The organism is Nocardiopsis metallicus (genome assembly GCF_014201115.1).
Taxonomy (GTDB): domain Bacteria; phylum Actinomycetota; class Actinomycetes; order Streptosporangiales; family Streptosporangiaceae; genus Nocardiopsis; species Nocardiopsis metallicus.
The window spans coordinates 1-19406 of record NZ_JACHDO010000001.1 but is presented as its reverse complement, the minus strand read 5'-3'; the positions used below and the strand labels follow the sequence as shown (position 1 = coordinate 19406).

At 69.1% G+C, this 19406-nt stretch carries 19 protein-coding genes; 11 read left to right on the top strand and 8 right to left on the bottom strand.

Translation table 11 applies throughout. The annotated features are described in order from the left end of the window. Positions 1-2: 2 nt before the first annotated feature. The 3 genes from HNR07_RS00085 (at position 3) to HNR07_RS00075 (ending at position 2771) form a co-directional block, all read left to right on the top strand. Positions 3-1142 (top strand): hypothetical protein, encoded by a 1140-nt coding sequence (locus HNR07_RS00085; protein WP_184360213.1) that lies wholly within the window; start codon positions 3-5, stop codon positions 1140-1142. A 178-nt stretch (positions 1143-1320) separates the two neighbouring features. Beyond that, a complete protein-coding gene (locus HNR07_RS34220; protein WP_221318652.1) occupies positions 1321-1737 on the top strand; it encodes a hypothetical protein in 417 nt (138 codons plus the stop codon). A gap of 23 nt (positions 1738-1760) precedes the next feature. Continuing rightward, positions 1761-2771: an IS3 family transposase gene (locus HNR07_RS00075; protein WP_184371167.1), complete on the top strand. Its 1011-nt coding sequence runs from the start codon at positions 1761-1763 to the stop codon at positions 2769-2771. A gap of 182 nt (positions 2772-2953) precedes the next feature. Here HNR07_RS00075 and HNR07_RS00070 read toward each other — a convergent pair whose 3' ends face one another. The 3 genes from HNR07_RS00070 to HNR07_RS00065 form a co-directional block, all read right to left on the bottom strand. Further along, positions 2954-3853, bottom strand: a complete 900-nt coding sequence (locus HNR07_RS00070) for a hypothetical protein (protein ID WP_246420006.1) — start codon at positions 3851-3853, stop codon at positions 2954-2956. 198 nt (positions 3854-4051) lie between these two features. Next, positions 4052-4177, bottom strand: coding sequence for a hypothetical protein (locus HNR07_RS35360; RefSeq protein WP_281386342.1), 126 nt, complete (start codon positions 4175-4177; stop codon positions 4052-4054). Then, positions 4174-5193, bottom strand: coding sequence for a UPF0158 family protein (locus HNR07_RS00065; protein ID WP_184360210.1), 1020 nt, complete (start codon positions 5191-5193; stop codon positions 4174-4176). Before HNR07_RS00065 ends, HNR07_RS35360 begins: the two co-directional genes overlap by 4 nt. Positions 5194-5437: 244 nt before the next feature. On the opposite strand from HNR07_RS00065, the gene HNR07_RS00060 reads away from it, so the two are divergent. After that, positions 5438-8473, top strand: a complete 3036-nt coding sequence (locus HNR07_RS00060; protein WP_184360207.1) for an AAA domain-containing protein — start codon at positions 5438-5440, stop codon at positions 8471-8473. A 173-nt stretch (positions 8474-8646) separates the two neighbouring features. Next, complete coding sequence (locus tag HNR07_RS00055) at positions 8647-8868, top strand: hypothetical protein (protein ID WP_184360204.1); 222 nt, start codon at positions 8647-8649, stop codon at positions 8866-8868. 129 nt (positions 8869-8997) lie between these two features. Here HNR07_RS00055 and HNR07_RS00050 read toward each other — a convergent pair whose 3' ends face one another. Together HNR07_RS00050 and HNR07_RS00045 are read right to left on the bottom strand one after the other, a co-directional pair. Further along, a complete protein-coding gene (locus HNR07_RS00050; protein ID WP_221318651.1) occupies positions 8998-9492 on the bottom strand; it encodes an NUDIX domain-containing protein in 495 nt (164 codons plus the stop codon). 191 nt (positions 9493-9683) lie between these two features. Continuing rightward, positions 9684-10211, bottom strand: coding sequence for a PadR family transcriptional regulator (locus tag HNR07_RS00045; RefSeq protein WP_184360201.1), 528 nt, complete (start codon positions 10209-10211; stop codon positions 9684-9686). A gap of 81 nt (positions 10212-10292) precedes the next feature. Between HNR07_RS00045 and HNR07_RS00040 the strand changes: the two genes are divergently transcribed. Next, a complete protein-coding gene (locus HNR07_RS00040; protein WP_184360197.1) occupies positions 10293-10727 on the top strand; it encodes a DUF6157 family protein in 435 nt (144 codons plus the stop codon). On the opposite strand, the gene HNR07_RS00035 is transcribed toward HNR07_RS00040, so the two are convergent. Further along, positions 10707-11351: a hypothetical protein gene (locus HNR07_RS00035; protein ID WP_184360194.1), complete on the bottom strand. Its 645-nt coding sequence runs from the start codon at positions 11349-11351 to the stop codon at positions 10707-10709. The genes HNR07_RS00040 and HNR07_RS00035 overlap by 21 nt on opposite strands. Positions 11352-11596: 245 nt before the next feature. On the opposite strand from HNR07_RS00035, the gene HNR07_RS00030 reads away from it, so the two are divergent. Then, positions 11597-12016 (top strand): MerR family transcriptional regulator, encoded by a 420-nt coding sequence (locus HNR07_RS00030; RefSeq protein ID WP_312893486.1) that lies wholly within the window; start codon positions 11597-11599, stop codon positions 12014-12016. 1 nt (position 12017) lies between these two features. Here the strand turns inward: HNR07_RS00030 and HNR07_RS00025 are convergent, their stop codons facing one another. Further along, positions 12018-12341 (bottom strand): putative quinol monooxygenase, encoded by a 324-nt coding sequence (locus HNR07_RS00025; protein ID WP_184360190.1) that lies wholly within the window; start codon positions 12339-12341, stop codon positions 12018-12020. A 238-nt stretch (positions 12342-12579) separates the two neighbouring features. Here HNR07_RS00025 and HNR07_RS35780 point away from each other — a divergent pair, with 238 nt between their 5' ends. The 4 genes from HNR07_RS35780 to HNR07_RS00010 all read left to right on the top strand — a co-directional run bounded on the left by HNR07_RS35780 (position 12580) and on the right by HNR07_RS00010 (position 18231). Further along, complete coding sequence (locus HNR07_RS35780) at positions 12580-13470, top strand: NB-ARC domain-containing protein (protein ID WP_312893485.1); 891 nt, start codon at positions 12580-12582, stop codon at positions 13468-13470. A 124-nt stretch (positions 13471-13594) separates the two neighbouring features. Continuing rightward, on the top strand, positions 13595-15775 hold the full coding sequence (locus tag HNR07_RS00020; RefSeq protein WP_246420004.1) for a hypothetical protein: 2181 nt from the start codon (positions 13595-13597) through the stop codon (positions 15773-15775). A 229-nt stretch (positions 15776-16004) separates the two neighbouring features. Beyond that, on the top strand, positions 16005-17543 hold the full coding sequence (locus HNR07_RS00015; protein WP_184360187.1) for a sensor histidine kinase: 1539 nt from the start codon (positions 16005-16007) through the stop codon (positions 17541-17543). Between the two features lie 16 nt (positions 17544-17559). Then, positions 17560-18231 (top strand): response regulator, encoded by a 672-nt coding sequence (locus HNR07_RS00010; RefSeq protein ID WP_184360184.1) that lies wholly within the window; start codon positions 17560-17562, stop codon positions 18229-18231. Between the two features lie 108 nt (positions 18232-18339). On the opposite strand, the gene HNR07_RS34215 is transcribed toward HNR07_RS00010, so the two are convergent. Next, positions 18340-19406 (bottom strand): FtsX-like permease family protein (locus HNR07_RS34215; protein ID WP_221318650.1); only part of this gene is annotated, 1067 nt, incomplete at its 5' end.

The window sequence follows — 19406 nt, the reverse complement described above, 5'->3', positions numbered from 1 at the left end:
TCTTGGTCGATTTCCTGCTTCTATCGGAGGTCCCGTTCTTTGTGCTGGGTGGTTGCGGGTGGTGTTACAGGCTTGACATCTGGCCTGAAGCGCTAACTAAACGGCATTGCTGGCTGATCCGATTCATGGTCCGTGACGTGCGATCGCACTGGAACGAGGGTGCCCCGCTCGAACCACGAGAGATTCACAGGGCGACCACGGCGGTCAAGGTCCGCTGTGTCTCCCTCTTCCTGTTCCTGGGGGTGGCGACCTCGGTGACCCTGGCAGCGGCGTTCCACCAGGCCCCGGTGACCACGGTGGCCTGCGCCCTCCTGGCGGCGGTCACCACCAGGTTCACGATCCCCCTGTGGCTGAACATCCACAGTGAACGCCGACGCTTGCGCGAACAAACACGCGAGCGACAGGAGATCATCGAGGCCCGCGAAACCGAGTACGAAAGGTGGAGGGGCAAGCTCGACATGCTCCGCCCATCGGAGGAGGAGATGGAAGGCTGGCTGGACGCGGACAAGACTCTGATTCTCGACGAGGTGTTGAGGCACTACGGGCTGGCCTGGCACGAAGTCATCGCCCATGCCTTCCTGCCGACACCGAAACGGCCCTGCAAGGCCGCCCACGTACGCCGTGGCCCATGGCGCTATTCCAGCTACGAGATCAGGATCTTCCTGGTCACCGAAGAGGGGGTACGCGAAGCCACCGCCGACCTCGACTTCGAGCGCGGTCACTGGCACCGCAGCGAACGGGACAACTACCGCTTCGAAGCGCTCTCCTCCGTCCAGGTGGAGATCGAGAGCGCGCACCGCTACACGCTGAACATCACGCTGACCAACGGGCCGACCAAAGAGATCCCGGTGTCCGACACCCCAACACTCGATACGGTGGAGGGGGCGCCGCAGAACGAGAGTTCGGAAATCAATCTCGACGCCGCCGGATTCTCCCACACGCTCCGCATCCTCGAAGGCTTGGCCGCTGAGGGGAAGCCGTGGTTCGAACGCGCGACGGACCCTCCACCCGCTTGCGCGTCCGAACACCCGGAGACCGATACTTCTTCGGATGCGAGTGCCACCTCACCGACACGGAACGGCACGGCCCGGCACGAGCGATCAGCCGACCCGCTTCCGGGCCAAGTGGCTCCGGTGCCGTAAGTCTGCGGTGCACCCGCGAGGGTGCACCAAACGGGCCGAAGGTGTGCACCCGGAGGGTGCACCCCACCCGGTGGAACGCGGGGCAACCCCCTCTGTGTCAGGCTCAAGTGGGACACCAAGGGATAACCTTCACTAACTGGCACAAGCAGGGCGAGAACAGGCAACCACCACCGTGACGATGACCAACCACGACCTCCACACCAACGATGAAGGGCCTCGAGCCACCCGGCCCAAGCGCCGGACCTTCACCCACGCCTACAAGCTGCGGGTCCTGGAGGAATACGACACCGCACCCGCCGGCGAGAAAGGCGCCCTGCTGCGCAGGGAAGGACTCTACGACTCCAGCATCCAGCTCTGGCGCAAACAGAGAGATGGCGGCGAACTGAGCACCTCACCGGCCGGGGCGACTTCCAGAAAGAAGACACCTGAACAGGTCGAACTGGAACAGCTGCGCCGGGAGAAAGCCAAACTTGAGCGTGACAACGCCCGGATGTCCAAGAAGCTGACCCAGACCGAGGCAGCCATGGAAATCCTGGGAAAAGCACACGCGCTCTTGGAGATCGTGTCCGAGAGCGCGGACTCGGAGAACTCGTAACCGAGGTTCGCGAGAACACACGAATCCAACTCGAACCGCATACCGGCGTCAAAGAGTCCTGTCGCCTGTCGGGCATCAACCGCTCGACCCACTACCGCAACCGGGACCGAAACCCCTCCGCCCCGACCGAACCCGCCAGGACGCCTCCCCCGAACCGGCTGGAGAGCGAAGAACGCGAACACATCATCGCAGTCCTCAACAGCACGAGGTTTCGGGACAAAGCTCCCCGGCAGGTGTGGGCGGCCCTGCTGGACGAGGGCACCTACCTGTGCTCGGTGGCCACGATGTACCGGCTGCTGCGCGAACGCGGCCAGAGCCGGGAGCGGCGGGCCCAGGCCACCCACCCGCCCAAGACCAAACCCGAGCTGGTGGCCCACGCCCCGAACCAGGTGTGGAGCTATGACATAACGAAACTGCGTGGACCCGGCCCGGGCAGGTTCTTCGATCTGTACGTCATGATCGACATCTACTCCCGGTGCGTGGTGCACTGGGAAATCCACACCAGAGAATCAGGCGAGATCGCCGAAGGGTTCATCGCCAACTCCATCGCGGCCAACGGCCAGATCGCCGCCGAAGTGATCCATTCCGACCGCGGTACCGCGATGACATCGCAGCCCGTTTCCGAGCTGCTGTCCATGCTCGGCATCACCAAATCGCACTCCAGGCCGAAGACGAGCAACGACAACCCCTACAGCGAAGCGCATTTCAAGACGCTGAAGTACTGCCCGGCGTTTCCTGACCGGTTCGGGTCCATTCAGGGAGCCCGGCGGTTCTGCCGCAGATTCTTCCAGTACTACAACCACGAGCACTACCACTCCGGGATCGGGCTGCACACTCCTTTCACGGTGCATATCGGCACCGCGCACGCGATTCAGGACAAGCGAGCGCAAGCCATTGAGGCCTTTCGCGCGGCCAATCCGCAGCGGTTCACCCGCAGGCCTGTGCTTCCTGCTCTTCCCGAGGCCGCGTGGATCAACGAGCCGGACATCGTGCCTACCGCACAGCACAGCGCTGACCTGCGTGAAGCGGCCTGACGATCACCTGCCCCTGTCCGATTCGACTTGACACACTCCGACCCGGCACAACCGAGCACCCACATCCCCCACTACCTGTGGCTTCTCGCATCACCGCAGGTCACACCACTCCCCCACCAACATTCAAGTCCCGTCACTCACCCCAGAGGCTCAAGCCCCTGACCAGCGCGAAAGCGCAACGGTCAGGGGCTTTTGCGTTGCCGGGGGCGCACCAGAGGGTGCACGGGCACGGTGACGTCACCGTGATCGCTCATGGAAGCGGACCACCGCTTCCCACAGGCGGTGCTCCGGGAACGGAACGGGCCCGGGACGGACCTCGTCCATGCGCCGTTGGAGCCCGCTCTTGCGGCGGTGCCGTTCACGTAGTTCCCGCAGCGGTCGTGTGAAGGCTGCCCGTTCCCCTTCACGATCGGCGAGGGCGTGCAGATCCGCCAGGAGTGACACGGCCCGGTCGTACTCCCCGGGAAGCTTGGTGGCGATACGGTCCTCGACCTCCTGCCACGCGGAATCGCGCCGTTCGGCCAGGCCGTCGAGGCGTGCTTCCCGGGCAGCGGCCTCCTCCCGAGCCCTGCGGGCCCGCAGCTCCCCAGCAGCTCCCCCGCTGCGGCCCACAGCTCCCGCACGGTCCGGGCTCCCTCCGCCGCCGGGGCCTCGCGCCCGTTCCCCTGGTAGGTCTGGAGCATCCGGGCCCGAGCCCGGGCGGCCTTTCCCTCGAGCACCAGTCCCAGGAGGCGGTTCTTCTCCTGGGCTGGTAGGTCCTCAATCCACCTCGGCATCGCCTCTCCCCTGGCGCCTACGGTCGGCAGAGGGGAGGAGACACGCGCGGCCACCGTGATCAGGTCCGGGTCGATGCGCAGGAACTCCGCGACCACGCGCAGGAATGCGCTCAGGTCACCCAACCCCGCGGGGACCGGGGGTTCCATCTCTTCGTCGTCGAGTTCGTCGTCGGCCTGTACCGACAACAGCCACGCGAGATACAGCAGACGCCGATCACCGCCCAGCAACTCGGCACGGACCGGAGCGATCACCGCCAGGCCCGCCGGGAAATCGACGAAATCGGTCTCCTCGTCCTGGGCGGTCAAGGACACGACGGTCCGGCCGCCGCCCCTGGTGAAGCGGGCGTCCTAGGTCAACAGGTAGGGCTCGATGTCGGAGGGCCTCAGGATCGTGCTCGGGGCGGAGATCATGATCCACCGCGTGCCCCGCTCGGCGAAGTAGGCGAACACGTCGAAGTGGGTGCGTATCAGCCGAGCCGGGTCACCGCGGAAGTCTCCCCGGTGCTACTCGTTGGTGAACGAGGGCGCGGTGATACTCGCCCGGCTGGCCAGGGCCCTCAGTTCGGCACGCTGGCCCCCGTCCAAGGGCCGGTCCAGGGCGAGGAAGTCGTAGTGCTGGTAGGGGCTCACCGCAGGGCGGTCCTTTCGTCCGGCCGGTAGCCGTGGTCGGCGAGCCACTGGCGGGCACGTCCCAGGCCACGTTCCTCGCTGAAGATCGTCCACGAGGACAGGGTGTCCCCGCCCTCTCCGTGGACCGTGTTCTTGAACCGCCTGAACGCCCCGCGCCCGTCGAGCCGCTGCCGCAGGCGCCCGCGCAGGTCGACGTCGGCGACCGTCTCGGTGAAGTCCGCCATGTCCCGGTAGGCGTCCGTGCTGTCGGACTCGACCGTGATCAGGCGGTCCCAGTCGAGTTCGTCACCGTCCTGGAGGGCATCGAATTCCAGGAAGGCTGCGGGCAGGACCTCACCCGTCACGGGGTCGAGGGCACCCTCCCCCTCGGCGGGGCCGGAGCCCGCAGCATCGGCCAAGTCCTCCAGGTCGACGGGGACGGGCGCGAGCTCCGTGTCGGCGGCCTCGTCCTCCAGGGCCCGGTCCAACGCGTCGGCGAGCAGGCCGTCTCCCGGCCAATCCCTCTCGCGCAGTTCCCGGACGCACCTGCGGGCCGTGTCGGCTGCCTCCGGCTGCCCCGCCCGCAGCGCCGCGAGCACGGCGGTGCCGGCCCGGTGCGCGACCACCCCAACGGGCTTCCCGGAGAGCACCGTGTCAAGCCCGGTGGCGCCCGGACGGAGCCCTCGGTACTCCTGGACCGCCCATGGGAAGGGCGGGGCGGACACCGTGTTGCTGGAAGCGGTTGGCGAGCCCAGCAGCGTGCTCAGGTCGGGGTGGGACAGACCCGGATCAGCGGAGAGGATCTCATAGGCGCAGAGCCCGTGGCGGAAGAGGGGGTCCTGCCCCGCCACGGCTTCGATCTCGTCTCGCTCTCCGCGTGCCAGGATGACTTCTCCGGACTCGGCGGGGAGGGTCCGGCCGGACAACAAGAACAAGCCGCGGGAATGGTGCTTGTCCAGGTAGCCGATGTGATCGGGCAGGTGGGAGGCCACCGCTTCCGCGTCGGCGGTGTAGCGCAGGATCAGGACGTGGAGCATGCGGCCATTCTGCCTCCCCGGCTTCCCCGGGAGAACCGAATCGATCGGCCGGATACCCGGCCCGGTGGCGCAGCCCGGCGGACGAACCAGAGGAACGGCGATCAGGCACCCCTCCCCACACCTGCCCAACGCTTCGTCAACTCCCCGAACACGGCTCCCTGCGGAACGTCATCACCGTGAGGCATACTCCTGAACGTCGGTTCCCCCGTGGTTCCTCCTGTGCTGACGATGCCGAAAGGGTCCAGTGACTTCCCCGAGCACACTCCCCGAACCCGCTGACCACTTCCTCACCGCCCTCTCCCACGAGATCACGGCCCAGCTGGCCGACGATGCCAGGACCAAGGAGAAGGTCTCCCTCAAGGAAGGCGAACGCGTCCGGGTCGGCGATGCCGAGCACCCCCACGAGTACCTGTTCTCCTGCAACCGTTGGAAGGAGTCCTTCGACTCCGAGCAGCTCCTGGTGCGCTTCTCCCGTTCCGGCGGTCCCTGGCAGTACGCCGCGGCCACGGCCCACCCCGACGGGAAGATCCTCGTCACGACGGAGGCCGATCTCGGTCACCGTCCGAAAAACGTTCAGCTCCGTGAGGACGAGACCCGATCGCTGGCCGCGCTCGCCGACCGGATCCGCGACTGCGGCCGCAACCCCGGCCCCGTGAACGTGACCACAGCCGCCTGGGTCATCGGCGAAGGAGACCCGGCGGTCGGGACTCTAGCCGCCCCGGACCGGTACATCAGCGGGTACCGGGACATGATGCTCAACGAAGGCCAGCGCCGCGCCGTGGAGCAGGCCCTGGGCAGCGGCGTCACCTTCATCTGGGGCCCACCCGGCACCGGCAAGACCGAGGTGGTCTCGCTCATCGTCGAGGGCGCCCACCGGCTCGGTGAACGCATCCTGTTCCTGGCCCCCACCCGCGTTGCCGTCGACCAGGCACTGGAGCGGGTCTGTGAAAGGTTCGAGGGCGAGGACGGCTTCGACAGCGGCCTGGTGCAGCGGGCCGGGGAGATCGAGGTGGCCTCACTCCGGGAGCGGTTCGGTTCGGTGATCGATCCGGAGATGATCGCCGAACGGTTGGGCGCTGACCTGTCCGCCCGGGCCGAGGAGCTGGAGGAGATCCTCGAAGTCGCCGCCGCCCAGCGCGACGCTCACGAACGCCTCGCCCGGGCCGAGGAGGAGCTGGGGAGCGGGGAGGACCTCGCCGAGGAGATCACCCGCGAGATCTCCCGCCACCGAACCCAGGCCGCCCACTTCCAGCGAGAACTCGACCAGGTGGCCGCGAGCGTCGAGGCGATCGGCGCCCCCTCCGGGATGTTCGCCAAGCGCAAGGCCGAGCGGCTGGCCCGGCTCGTCGACGAGCGCAGTCGCCTGCGCACCACGCTGACCAACGTAGAGCAGCGGATCGACGCCGCCACCGATCGCCTGGAGGACATCAACACGGCGATCACCGAACGCGTGCGGGAACGGGACTCCGCGTTCGAAGCCACTGTCGGCCTGCCCTCCGTTGAGGAGGTGGAGGAGCTGATCGGCTGGGCCGAGCCCGAGCTCACCGAGGTCCGCGATGAGCTCGACGGGCTGATGGAAGCGGTCCGCTCCCGGTGCCGGATCATGGGTACGACTCTGTCCAAGGCGCTGCAGAGCCGCCGCCTCATGGACGAGGTGGACACCGTGGTCATCGACGAGGCCGGGATGGTGGACCTCCCCTCCGCCTGGTGCGCGGCCGGGCTGGCCGGCAAGCGCGTCGTCGTCGCCGGGGACTTCCGGCAGCTGCCCGCCATCACCCAGGCTTCGGGCTCCAGGAAGCTCCAACCCGAGGAACGGGAGCATGCCCGGCAGTGGATGGACCGGGACGTCTTCCACGCCGCGGGGCTGGTCTCCCCCTCCGGGCGGGTCAACGACGATCCCCGCCTGGTCGCTCTGGACACGCAGTACCGGATGCGCCCCGACATCTGTGCCGTGGTCAACCGGGTCGCCTACCGCGACGCTCCGCTGGTCACCGGACGCAAGGACCGTTCCCGGCTCCCGCACTCGCCGCTGATGGAGCTGCCGGTGGTCCTCGTGGACACCTCGGGCAGCCGTGTCCGAGTCGACGGTACGGGCCGCCACAAGTCGAACCAGGTGCACGAGGCCGTCATTCACGAGCTGGTCCGCGGTCTGCAGTACGACGGAGTCCTGCCCGGGCGCAAACACGACGCGCCGGTACCGCCCGTCGAGCGCATGGCGGTTATCGCCCCTTACCGCGACCAGGTCAAGCATCTGCGCAGCAGTTTGAAGTACCGCTTCGGCGAGGACTACGAGGGCCTGGCCGACACCGTGCACCGCTTCCAGGGCAGTCAGCGCCCCCTGGTCATCATGGACACCGTCGCCGGGGCCGGGGACAAGCCAGGCTTCTTCTACAGCGGTACGGGGATGTCCTCCTCCACCGCCCGACTGCTCAACGTGGCGCTGAGCCGCGCCCAGGACCACCTCGTGGTGGTCGCCGACGTCGATCACCTGCGCGAACACCTCAAGCCGGGCAGCGAGACCGTGATCATGCTCGACACCCTGGAGGAGATCGCCCAGCGGATCCCGGCCGAGGAACTGGTCCCCGTCCGCACTGCGGGCGACCTCGTCGGCCTCAGCGAGGAGGAACTGCGCCGCCCCGCCTTCTTCCCCGCCGACGAGGTGACCAAGGCACTGGAATGGGACCTGGCCCGGACCACCGAGAGCATCGAGATCTACTGCGCCTTCCTCAACAAGAGGCCGGTCGAACGCTGGCTCAAGCACCTGACCCCCCTTATCGCCCAGGGTGTGCGGGTCACCGTGTTCACCCGCCCGGTCAGCGACTACCAGGACCAACAGGCCGAACGGCACCGGGCCCAGATCCAGCGCCTCCAGGAAGAGGGCTGCGAGGTGCGGCCCCGCGAGCGCATGCACGAGAAGGTCGTGGTCCTGGACGGCACAGTGCTCTGGCACGGTTCCCTGAACCTGCTCTCCAGCAACGGACCGACCGACCTCATGATGCGCCTGACCGACCCGGATGCCTGCGAACGAGTCCGCCGCATCGTGGATCAGGCCCGCCGTGACCAGCCCCTGCGGCACACCCACCATGCCCGTAACGAACAGACGCCGCCAACGGGCGCCCCCACTATCGGCGAGGTAGTGGACGGCCGCCTGTACCTCCAGGTCCCCTTCGGGGAGAAGGACAGGGCCAAACGCGAGGTCAGGGCCCGCTGGGACAAGCAGGCACGCCTGTGGTGGGTCCGCCCGGACACCCCACGGGAGAAAATCACCCGCTGGCTGTGACAGCTGCGCCCGCCGCCCGCCCACGCAAGGGGTGCGGGCGGCCGGCGCTCCGCCCTTGCCGCGGCTGAGGCCCCGGTGGGGCAGCGCCGGCACCCCTGCGAACTGGGAAAATAAGGGATACGGTTTCACTCTCGGTACCGGATTCACGGTGAGAGCACGCAGAGGAGGAAGCCGTGGGCTACTGGAAGAAGCACCCCCGACCGGACGGCCAGGTCACCCTCGAGAAGCTGAACGCCCTGGGCTGGCAGATCGAGGACCCGCCGGAGCACTACACGCTCAAGTGCCCCTGCGGATCACACATGTCCCAGCTCCAGCTCGCACCGTCCGACCCCAAACACTTCGAAGAACGCCTGGGCTGGGCCCGCCGCCTCAACTGCAAACACGAAAAGGACTGACGGCGCCTCAGCCGGCAGTGGCACGGGACGTGGAACCAGGGCCCCACCAGCGGTAGTCCACGAGTGGGCCTGCTGCTTACCCGCGTCGACTTGCCACCGCTGTCGGAACCAACGGAATACCGATCCCGGTCACGGAGTCCCGGTCTCCTCTGGCGCCTTTTCGCCCTGGTTCAGCAGCGCGGGAAGGCCGTGGATGTTCGCCTGAGCGAACTCTGCGAGCGAAGGCGGCAAGAGACGGATGCCCGCAATAGCCTCACGGGTGGCAGGAACGGTGGCCACCTCGTAGGTGCCGCGGCCGGGCTCGGTGAATTCGGCACCCGTACGTCGGCTCAGGTCCATGGAGACCAGACGGGCGAGGAAGATGTGCTGGAGGCTCACGCCTTCGAGGAAGTCGTCAGTGATGAGGAGGACCTGGCGAACCCCGTCGATCTTTCCGCCCAGTTCCTCGCAGACCTCGCGGTGCAACGCGGCTTCGGCATCAGCGTCCTCCGTTTCCAGACCTCCGCCCACCGAGACCCAGTACGGCTCCTGGCCCGGTTCGGTGCGCTTGATGAACACCAGTCGTCGGTCCCTGTCGAACAGGAGTGCACGGGCGCTCTGCTTGACGATCTCCTTCACGTCCATCCGCTTCCAGTCGTGCGTTCGAGGCCAGCGAGAAGCCGGGGAAACCCAACAGACCGACGGCCCAGTGAACGAAGGAGGCGTCCACCCAGGCCCGGCAGAGCAGGGCCGGGCCCGCCACGGATGGGGCAGAAGGGGTCGCGGGTCCCGAGCCCGTGCTGGTGTCGGCATGCCCTTCATCCTGTCCGGAGGGCTTATCGGTAGCGGTCAGCCTGGGCCCGGAACCAATCGATGGCGAAGCGTTGGGTGGCCAGGCCGTAGTCGAGGGTGGCGCGCTGGTAGGCGATGACGTCCTGGTGCCCCTCGGGAACCTCCCGGCCCTCGATCTGTTCGTTGAGCGCCGTGAGCCGGGACAGGTCGGACTCGTAGCTCTCGATGATCCGCTCCAGTACCGGGCCGCGCTCCTGCGGGGCGAGCAGGCCCAGGAAGTACAGCCGGGACAGGGCCGCGACCTCGGTGTCCGTGCCCATGAGGTCTCCCGTCATCCAGGTCCGGAACTCCTCGCGGCCGGTCTCGGTGACCCGGTACACCTTGCGACCGCGTGCTCCTGGGTCGACGCTGGCCACCTCGATCAGCCCCCGGGACAGCAGGCCGTCCAAGGCGCGTTTGATGCTTCCGGCACTGGCGCTGTAGAAGAGCGAGACCGTGTGCCCGAACGTCTTGATGAGGTCGTAGAGGGACTGCTGGGAAATGAGGAGCATCCCGAGGATCACGTGGGCCATGGGACGAGTCTAGTTCGGCGACTCTCTTAGACATGTTCCTGAGGTATATGGAGTGTCCGTGGCGCGTTCTAGATTCAGGGCATGGGAAAGCGACACACGATCTGCTACTTCGACACGTTCATCACGGTCTCCCCGGACTCGGCGGCGCCGGGCGCGATCGAGCCCCCGGAGACCACGAAGCCGACGGTGGCCGCCATGACCTTCGAGATGATCTCCGAGGCCCCGTACGCCTACACCTCGGACGATGTTCTGTTCACGGTGTGGGCCGACCGGAAGGAAATCCCGGTGGCGGAGCGCGAACAGGCGCGCGAGGAGTTCTTCGCCAAGCCCAGGGCCTGCTTCCGCACCAGCGACCTGGGCAAGCGGTACGGGTGGGGGATCCACTCCGACGAGAAGGGGCGCGTGGCCCTGTACGCCATGGGTTCTGCGGAGTACAAGGCCTTCGCGTCGGGCACCTCGCCGTTCACCGGCGAACCCGTCAACGTCAAGGCCGCCTTACGCGCTACCCGCCGCTGAGTCTTCCTGGGGTTTTCCGGGTCCCCGGCGGTGTTCCTCGACCGCGGAGGCCACCGCCGTGGCCAGGCCCGGGTAGTCGGTCTGGGCGGGGCCCAGTTTCAGGAGGCTGGAGAGTGCGATCCTCTGCTGTTGGGGGCGCTGTTCGTCCAGGACCCGGGTGGGCAGTACGTAGAAGGTCCACTGGCCGAGGTCGAGCGGGTCCAGAGTCGGTTTGTCCTGGTGGTGCAGGACGCAGAAGACGTAGGCGTCCGCGTGGCGGCGTTTCTCGGTGCTCTGCTTGTTGCCCTCTGCATCCCAGCCCATGCTGGGCGCGATGGAAAACGAGATTCTCCACAGTTTGTCCTGGCCCCAGGTCTGTAGATAGGCCGAGGACTTGACCTCCACCCACCATTTCTCCGGCGTCCTGACATCGACGGAGTCCCACCCCCGACGGGTACCGTCGGTGGCATTCAAGGCTGTGGCCACCAGGTACTCGGCGAAAACCCCTCGGGTGGTGTTGTCGGCCAGGTCGGAGTAGGCCCAGCTCCAGAAGCCTTGTAGCGGGCCCGCCGCCTCGCCGCCGACCATGAGCGGCTCGTCGCCGCTGCACCGGTTGACCACCAGTCGGCCAAGATGAGAACTCATGTGCTTCCTCGGGGGAGAGAGGTCAGTAGAGACTGTCGGAGCAGGGCCGGAAAAAGTCATTCTGAAGCACTTACCCGGGTTTGAAAAGCGCCTCGGGTGAGAAACGAATACCCGGTTTTCGGCGTCGAACAGGTGGCAGTGCCGGCAAGCACAGAACCAAGCCGGATCCCGTAGCGTCAGAGGGGGTCGAGTACCCGCGAACATCTCCGCGGCGGCGGTCCCGGCAAGGTTGTAGATTGCTGCGCGTGACTGACGAACACCCTGACCCGGGATCCGACGGTGGCCTCACCGTCGCCCGGATGGCCGAGCGCACCGGGGTCTCGGCCCACACGCTGCGGTACTACGAACGGGCGGGCCTGATCCGCCCGGTCCGGCGCTCGACCGGCAACCACCGCAGGTACCAGCCCGAGGACGTCGAGTGGCTGCGGTTCCTGCTGCGGCTGCGGGAGACCGGTATGCCGATCTCCCGCATGCGCCGCTACGCCGAACTCCGCGCAGAGGGCGCGAGCACCCTGCGTGCCCGGATGGACATGCTCGCCGACCACCACGAGCACCTCCGCGCCCGGATCGCCGCACTGACTGACCATGAGAGGGCCTTGAAGACCAAGGTCGCCGCCTATGAGGAGCTGATCAGGGCCCACGAGGGGTACCGAAAGGCCGAATGAGTCAGGCCTGGCCGGGTCGGGTGGCGGTGACCGGCCTGGTCACCCAGTGCTCCACCACCTCGGTGAGGCCGCGGGCCACGTAGGAGCGGGTGTGCTCGTGGTCGAAGTGCTCTCGGAAGGCCGCCTCATCGGCGAAGACCTCCCACAACAGGAACTCCCCAGGCGCCTCGGCCTCCTCATGGGCGGAGAACTCCAGGCAGCCCGGTTCGGTGCGGGTCTTTCGGACGAGGACGTCCAGGGCGGTGCGCGTCTCGGTGGCGCGTGCGGGGTCGGTGCAGCGGATGCGGGCGGTGACCTCGTACGGCGAGGCGGATTCTGAACTCATGCCGGGAACGTTAGGACTTCGAGCGCGCTCGAAGTCAACACCTCTTCCGAAACACCGCTTCCGGCGGGCGGGTGCACTCCGCTCGACCGCCGGTTGCCTGGCAGGTGAACATCCACCTCCCGGCTCCCCCGTGCACTGGACACCGGAGCCGCGGCCCCAGCAGGATCAGGTTCCTGCCGGGTAACAAACCCCCACGAGCCCGGCACGCCAAGAGAATCCGGGTTCCGGGAGGGTCGCGGTGCACCGACAGTCCGATGGTCAGGGAGTTCCCCCGCGGCGGCGGTGGCGCCCGCTCCGCACGGGACTGATCGGCACCCTGGCGACCCTGATCGGGTTGGGGACCGCCCTGCAGGGCTTCCCGGAGCTGGTGCCCGGGGGAGGCGGGCCGCTGCTCGCCGCGGTCGGCCTGCTGGGCACCGCCACCGCCGTCACGGCGCAGGTGATCCTGGACCGGCTGAGCCGGGATCAGGCCGCCGGGCTCAAGGGGGACCGCAAGGCCAGACGACGCAGCATTCCGGCCCCGGTGGACCACTTCATCGGACATGAGCCGCTCATGGCGGAGCTGCTGGCGCGGTTCGAACGCTTTCCCCGGCCCGGCCCGCGCGGTCTGCTGCCTCGCCTCTTGGGCCGGGATCCGGGGCGGCGCCTGCGCAGCCCCCTGATCATCGCGATCAACGGGGAGGGCGGAACCGGTAAGAGCCAGTTGGCCGCCCAGGTCGTGGACCGGGTCGCGAACCGCTTCCCCGACGGAAAAGTGGAGTTCGTGCTCTACGGCGAGGGAGGTGCGCAACCCTCCGGGCAACGGGAACCGGCCGCCCCCGAGACAGTGCTCAGGATGATGATCTCCGTGCTCGGGGAGAACCCCGCCGAAGGAGCCGGCGCCGCCGAGCTGTCCGAGCGGTGGAAGACCATCACCGAGGACCGCAGGCTGCTGGTCGTCCTCGACAACGCCAAGGACTACGCGCAGGTGGAACCGCTGCTGCCGAGCGGCCGGGGGTGCGCGGTGCTGATCACCAGCCGCACCGAGTTCGACGACACCCCGTTGCCCATGGTGCAAGCCGCTCTTCCCGGGAGAGGGCCTGGAGCTGATCGAACGCCTGGTCCGGGATGCGGGGCGCGAGCTGAGTGACGAGGACCGCGAGTACCTGCCCGAGCTGGTCCGGGCCTGCCACGGGCTTCCGCTGGCCCTCTGTCTGGCCGGCACCCAGCTCACGCTGAGCGACCAGCTCGGCGTCAGGAAGCTGCTGGAACGCATGGCGAAGGATCCGGAGGTTCCCGGAGCCAAAGCCGTGGCCCAGTCGCTCGCGTTCAGCCTCCAGCAGTGCGCACCCGACGAACGACTGCTCCTGTACCGGCTGGCCAGGGCCGGACTGACCAAGTTCTCCCCCTGGTCCGCCGCCGCTCTGCTGGACACCGGTACGGCCGAAGCCGGGCGGATGTTGGAACGGATGAGCCACCGTTTCCTGGTGACCTACCTGCACGAGGCGAGCGGGTTCGACCGGTACCAGATCCACGATCGGGTCCGGGACACGCTGCTGCGGGCACAGCCGGAGAGCCTGGGGGTACCGGAGACGGAGCGCCCCCGGTGGTCCGAGGACGAAATCGGGACGGCGGTGGACCGGCTGCTCGGCGCGTTCGCACGCATGGCCGAGACCGCCGCCCGCGACGCCGCCCCGCACGAAGGGGGCTTCGACTCGCCCCTCCCCCTGAGCGGAGAGGGCAACGGGGGTGGCGCCGGCGACGAGGACCTCACGGGCGGAACGGCCCCCGGGACCGCACCGGACGATCCGTTCAGCTGGTTGGAATCCGAGCACCGCGGGTTCGAGGTCTGCTTCCGGTGGACCGATCCGCGCGAGGAGGACCGGCGCTCGCCCGCCCACGGTTGGCGGCTGCGGCGGGCCTTCACCGTGCTGTCCCGGACCGGCCGCACCCGTTGGGGGGCCGTGCACGAGACCACCAGGCAGGCCAGCGAACTGGCCTTGGAGATAGCGAACCCGTTCGCCTACGGGGTGGCCATGCTCGACCGGGCCGAGGCGGCTGGCGGCCAGGGCGACCACGACTCCGGCTACGAGAGGGCGCTGACCGCGCTGCACGTCCTGGAACAGCTGGATCCGCCGGTGGACCCGCGCTGGCTGGCACGGGCGCACCGCGCGGTGGGGGTGAACCTGTACCGCCGGGGCGACCTGGACGACGGTCGGGCCGAGATCGAACGGGCCGAGCGGATCTTCGCGACCGACGACGACCCCTGGTGGCACGTGCGGACGCTGGGCAACCTGGCCGAGGTCGACCGGTTCCAGGGGCATCTGGAACGGGCCCACACCTGGCTCTCCCGGGCTGAGCTGAGGTTGGGCGACTCCCCGGGCTCGGCCGAGCAGCGGGCCAGGGTCCAGCTCCAGCGAGGTGAGGTGCTGCGGCTGCGCGGGTACACGCTGAACGCCTGGTTCGTGCTGTCCGACGGGCTGGACCAGCTGACCCGGACCCCGAAGGAGAACTGGTACCGGGCCCGCTACCTGCGTTCGCTGGGCCAACTGTCCGTCAGCGAACTCAACAGCGAGGCCGGGGTGTGTGAGCTCCTGCTCGACCCTCAGCGCGCACGGGAACGCCGCCAGCTGAGCGAACGCGACCCGATGTGGCCCAGGTGGCAGCGTTCCAGGGTGGAGGGGTTGTTCATCGACCTCTCCCGGAGCGGGGGAGAGCAGCGGGGAGGGCCCGGAGCGAACCCCGCGGGGCGCCCCGGGGAGCACTACGGGGACCCTCTGGTGTACGCGCGCCGGTGTGTCGAACCCGGACCCCCTCGCGGGTCGCTGCTCGGACTGCTGAACCGGCGGAGCCTGATCCGGGACGAGTGGCGGCCGGACCGGCAGATCGAGCGGCTGCGGGAGGCGGAGCGGGTGTTCGAGGAGATCGGTGACGACTGGGGCCGCTGGCGCACCTGCCTGGTGCTGGGGCAGGCCCTGATGGCGCGCAGCAGCCATCAGGGAAAGGAGGAGTTCCTGCGGGCCGCGGAGGGTTTCCGGGAGCTGGGTGACAAGTGGTGGCACGCCCGGGCCCACCGGATGGCCGCCGACTCGCTTCAGCGGGCGGATCGGTTGGTCGAGGCGGAGGAACTGGCCCTGGTGGCGGTCGAGGGGTACCGGGGGCTCCAGCACCGCTCGGGGCATCTGCGGGCGAAGCTGCTGCACGCGGAGATCGTGACCCGACGCGACTGGCTGGAGGCCATGCGCACCCTCCTCGAAGCCGAGGACCTGGCCCAGGAGGGTGTCCGTCTGGGGGTGGTCCCGGGGTCGCTGCTGGTGAAGGTCCAGGACATGCTGCGCGTCGTCGAACACGGCTCCGGCTCCGCCACGCACCACGTCCCGCCCCGAAGGTCTGGTGGGGCGGCACAGGATTCAGGCGGGTCGGCAACGGAGTCGGGGACGACCGCTCCCAGATGAGCGGGCAGGCGTCCGGCGCCGTCCAGGCCCGTGACGTCAGCGGGGGCATCCGCTTCCGCCACGTCACCGGAAGGCTCCCGTGGCGGAGCCCCGGCACTGCGGTGGGGCCCGGACCGGTCGGTTCAGGGCCGGGCCACGGGGGCACGGGAGGTCGAAGAGTCGCGGGAAGGCCCCACCCCTGACTTTCGACAGGGGACGCGGCCGGGGCCGGCCGGTTAGGTTCCCAGGTATGCGCCCGTTCCCCACCCCGCCTCGCCCCGCCCTGGCGGGGCACCTGGCCCTGGCCTCCGTTCTCCTGCTGCTCCTCCTCGCAGTGCGCTGGCCGCTGGCGATCGCCGCGGTGCCCCTGCCTTCCGTCCTCACCGGTCGGCTGTCCCCGGACCTTCGCGCGGCGGGTGCCCTCTTCGCCGCAACCCTCCTGGCCGGGGCGGGTTGCCTGCTGATCAGCGGCCAGCCCCTTGGCGTATGGATCACCTGCCTCTTCCTGGCCGTGTTCGCTCTGGTACTGCCGGGGTTGCTCGGCCTGTACCTGCGCAGCACCTCCGATCTCGCGCAGGCGGGCTGGGAACGGGCCCGGACCCTGAACCGGGAGGCGGAGCTGAGGGCCGAACGGGCTCGGCTGCGGGAGAGTTCGCGGATCGCCCGGGACCTGCACGACGCCGTCGGGCACGAACTCAGCCTGCTCAGCCTGGGCGCGGGCAGTCTGGAGATGGCCGCGGACCTGCCCGAGGAGCGCCGCCGCCAAGCCGGGCAGCTGCGGGAGACCGCCGGACGGGCCGCCGAACAGCTGATGGCGGCGGTCGGGGTCCTGCGCGCGGACACCGAGTCCGCACCGCTGGCCGCGGCCGGTGACAGCATCTCCGAACTGGTGCGGAATTCGCGCGAGGCGGGCCTGGACGTGTCCCTGGAGTGGGACGACGCTCCGCGCGAGCTCCCCGTGATGGCGGACCGCGCGCTCTACCGGGTGGTCCAGGAATCGCTGACCAACGCCGCCAAACACGCCCCGGGAGCGGCCCCCCGCGTACTGCTGTGGAGCACTCCGGAGGGTGTCCGGGTACGGGTGACCAACCCCGTGCCCGGACAGGGGCGAGGACCCCGCCAGGTCCCCGGGGCGGGCAGCGGCCTGCTGGGCCTGCGGGAACGGATCCGGCTGGCCGGGGGCGACCTGAAAGCGGGGCGATCGGGACGGGACTGGGTGGTGACGGCCCTCGTTCCCGTGGCTGAGCCGACCCTGCCGCCGTCCCCCGGGGGAGAGCCGTCGCGGACCGCCTCGCGAGTCCGGGCGGCCGGTGGAAAGCCGGCCTCCGAGGGCGACGACCGGTTCGGGGGCCACGGTGCGTCCGCCCTGCACGATGTGCTCTGGGAGGGCCGGGAGGTACACATCCACCAGCAGGTGCACCGCCGCACCCTGTGGGCGATCGGCACCATCCTGATGATCCCGATCCTGATGGGGCTGGTGGGATACACGCTGCTGCTGTTGAGCAGCTACCAGCAGGCGGCCGACGCCACGCTCACCCCGGAGGAGTTCGAACAGCTGCGGCTGGGACAGGACCGGGGTTCGGTGGAGGCCGTGCTCCCCGTGGGGGAGCTCTACCGGGGCACCTTGGCGGAGTCCTCCCAACCGCCGGATCCGGAGGGCCTGGTGTGCCGCTACTACCGGAGTTCGAGGGAGCTCACCACCGACTACGACAGGTACCGCCTGTGCTTCGACTCGGTAAGACTGGTGTCGGCCGAGGTCCTGACGTGGGGACGGGGAAGGCCGTGGTGATGCGGGAGGTCGTGGGGTGATCGGGGTCCTGCTGGTGGACGACGAGGCGATGGTCCGTGCCGGGGTGCGGTCGATCCTCGGCAACGATCCGGAGATCGAGGTGGTTGCCGAGGCTTCCGACGGCCGTGAGGGTGTGGATCTGGCCTGGTCGCACCGGCCGGACGTGGCGCTCATCGACATCCGCATGCCGGGAATGAACGGTCTGGAGGCCGCGGCCGAGATCCGCCGGGCCGTACCCGGGACCGGGGTGGCCATCCTCACCACCTTCGGGGAGGAGGAGTACGTGGTGCGGGCCCTGGACGGGGGCGCGGACGGCTTCCTGCTCAAGACCGGTGACCCCAGAGAACTCCTGCTGGGGGTGCGCGCGGTGGCGGAGGGCGGGGCTTTCCTCTCCCCCAAGGTGGCCCGCCGGGTGCTCAACGGCCTGAACCACGAACGTTCCACGGACCGGCTGCGGGCCAGGGAACGGCTGGCCCAGCTGACCGCCCGGGAACGGGAGGTCCTGGCCCTGCTCGGCGCGGGGTTGTCCAACGGCGAGATCGGCAGGCGGCTCTTCATGGTGGAAGGCACGGTGAAGGGCCATGTCAGCACCATCTTCCGCCGCCTGGACGCCCGCAACCGAGTGGAGGCCGCCGTCCTCGCCCACGAGGCCGGCCTGGTCTCGCCCGCCTCGGACAACCCCCGGTAACCCGCGGTCCCGGGCCTGCGTGTTCCGGCTTCCCAGCAGGCACGACTCTCGCCGTACACCCGGGTCGCTGATCCGCGCTGCGCTCCCCCATGCCGACCCTTCAGACTTTCAGTCGGCGCTCAGGCCCTGAGCGGGGGCGATACGGGCGGCCCGGCGGGCCGGGATCAAAGGCGCGAGGGCACCGATCACCAGGGCGGCGAGCAAGGTCAGAGCCAGCTGCCCCCAGGGCAGGGACACCACCAGCGGTGCCGTCCCTCCAACGATCGCGCCCACCCCGACCACCCCGTAGGGCACCCCGATGAGCAGGCCCGCGAGGGCGCCGAGCAGGGAGATCACCGTGGCCTCGACCACGAGTGTGCCGCGCAGCCCGCCCCGGGTGAGGCCCAGGGCTCTCAGCAGCGCCGACTCCCGGGTTCTCTCCAGCACGGACAGGCCCAGCGTGTTGGTCACCCCGATGCTGGAGATGACCACGGTGACCAGCAGCATCACCAGGGCCAGGGCGACCAGGAGGTCGAGGACCTCGGTGAGGTCGCCCCGTTCACCGAGTGCTCCGCTGAGCATGATGTCCGGGTCGGCCCCGGCGACCAGGTTCATCTGGGTGGCGAGCGCGTCCCGGTCTGCCCCGGGGGCGGCCACACCCCACACCATGCCCTGCTCACGGCCATCCGTCATGGCGTCCAGGACGTCCGCGCGCACCACCGGGGCTGCCGTACCGGAGGCGGTGGCCAGGTTGGACGGGTGCACGGTGAAGGTCCGCCCGGTACCGTCCACCGTGAGCTCGACCCTCTCCCCCGGCTCGGCCCCGAGTGTTCTCAACTGCTCCCCGGAGAGCAACATGACGGGATCAGCACCGGGGCCGGCTCCGAGGAGCGCCGTGGTGCCCGTGGCCTCGGCCAGCTGCGGGGAGACCCCCACCAGGGTGACCTCGTCCAGACCGGCCAGGGCGACCCGCTCGGTACGGGGCGCCTCCACCAGTTCCAGGCCCTCGATCCGCCGGACTAGGTCCACGGTGTCCGGGGACACCGACCCCTCACTCACCCGGGCGCTGACGTCCACCGGGTAACGGGCGTTCAGGTCGCCGTCGATGGTGGCCCGCCCGGTGGCGGCGGCCGTGGTGAGCGCGGTGATCAGGCCGAGCCCCAGCAGCAGGGTGATCGTGGCCGTGGCGGCCCGGC

Bases quoted from the DNA above. Each gene is read 5' to 3' on its own strand.
- HNR07_RS00050 (WP_221318651.1), bottom strand. From the start codon at position 9,492: ATGGACGTGAAGGAGATCGTCAAGCAGAGCGCCCGTGCACTCCTGTTC.
- HNR07_RS00020 (WP_246420004.1), top strand. From the start codon at position 13,595: ATGGCGAAGGATCCGGAGGTTCCCGGAGCCAAAGCCGTGGCCCAGTCG.
- HNR07_RS00015 (WP_184360187.1), top strand. From the start codon at position 16,005: ATGCGCCCGTTCCCCACCCCGCCTCGCCCCGCCCTGGCGGGGCACCTG.
- HNR07_RS00040 (WP_184360197.1), top strand. From the start codon at position 10,293: ATGGGAAAGCGACACACGATCTGCTACTTCGACACGTTCATCACGGTC.
- HNR07_RS00045 (WP_184360201.1), bottom strand. From the start codon at position 10,211: ATGGCCCACGTGATCCTCGGGATGCTCCTCATTTCCCAGCAGTCCCTC.
- HNR07_RS34220 (WP_221318652.1), top strand. From the start codon at position 1,321: ATGACCAACCACGACCTCCACACCAACGATGAAGGGCCTCGAGCCACC.
- HNR07_RS00035 (WP_184360194.1), bottom strand. From the start codon at position 11,351: ATGAGTTCTCATCTTGGCCGACTGGTGGTCAACCGGTGCAGCGGCGAC.
- HNR07_RS00065 (WP_184360210.1), bottom strand. From the start codon at position 5,193: ATGCTCCACGTCCTGATCCTGCGCTACACCGCCGACGCGGAAGCGGTG.
- HNR07_RS00025 (WP_184360190.1), bottom strand. From the start codon at position 12,341: ATGAGTTCAGAATCCGCCTCGCCGTACGAGGTCACCGCCCGCATCCGC.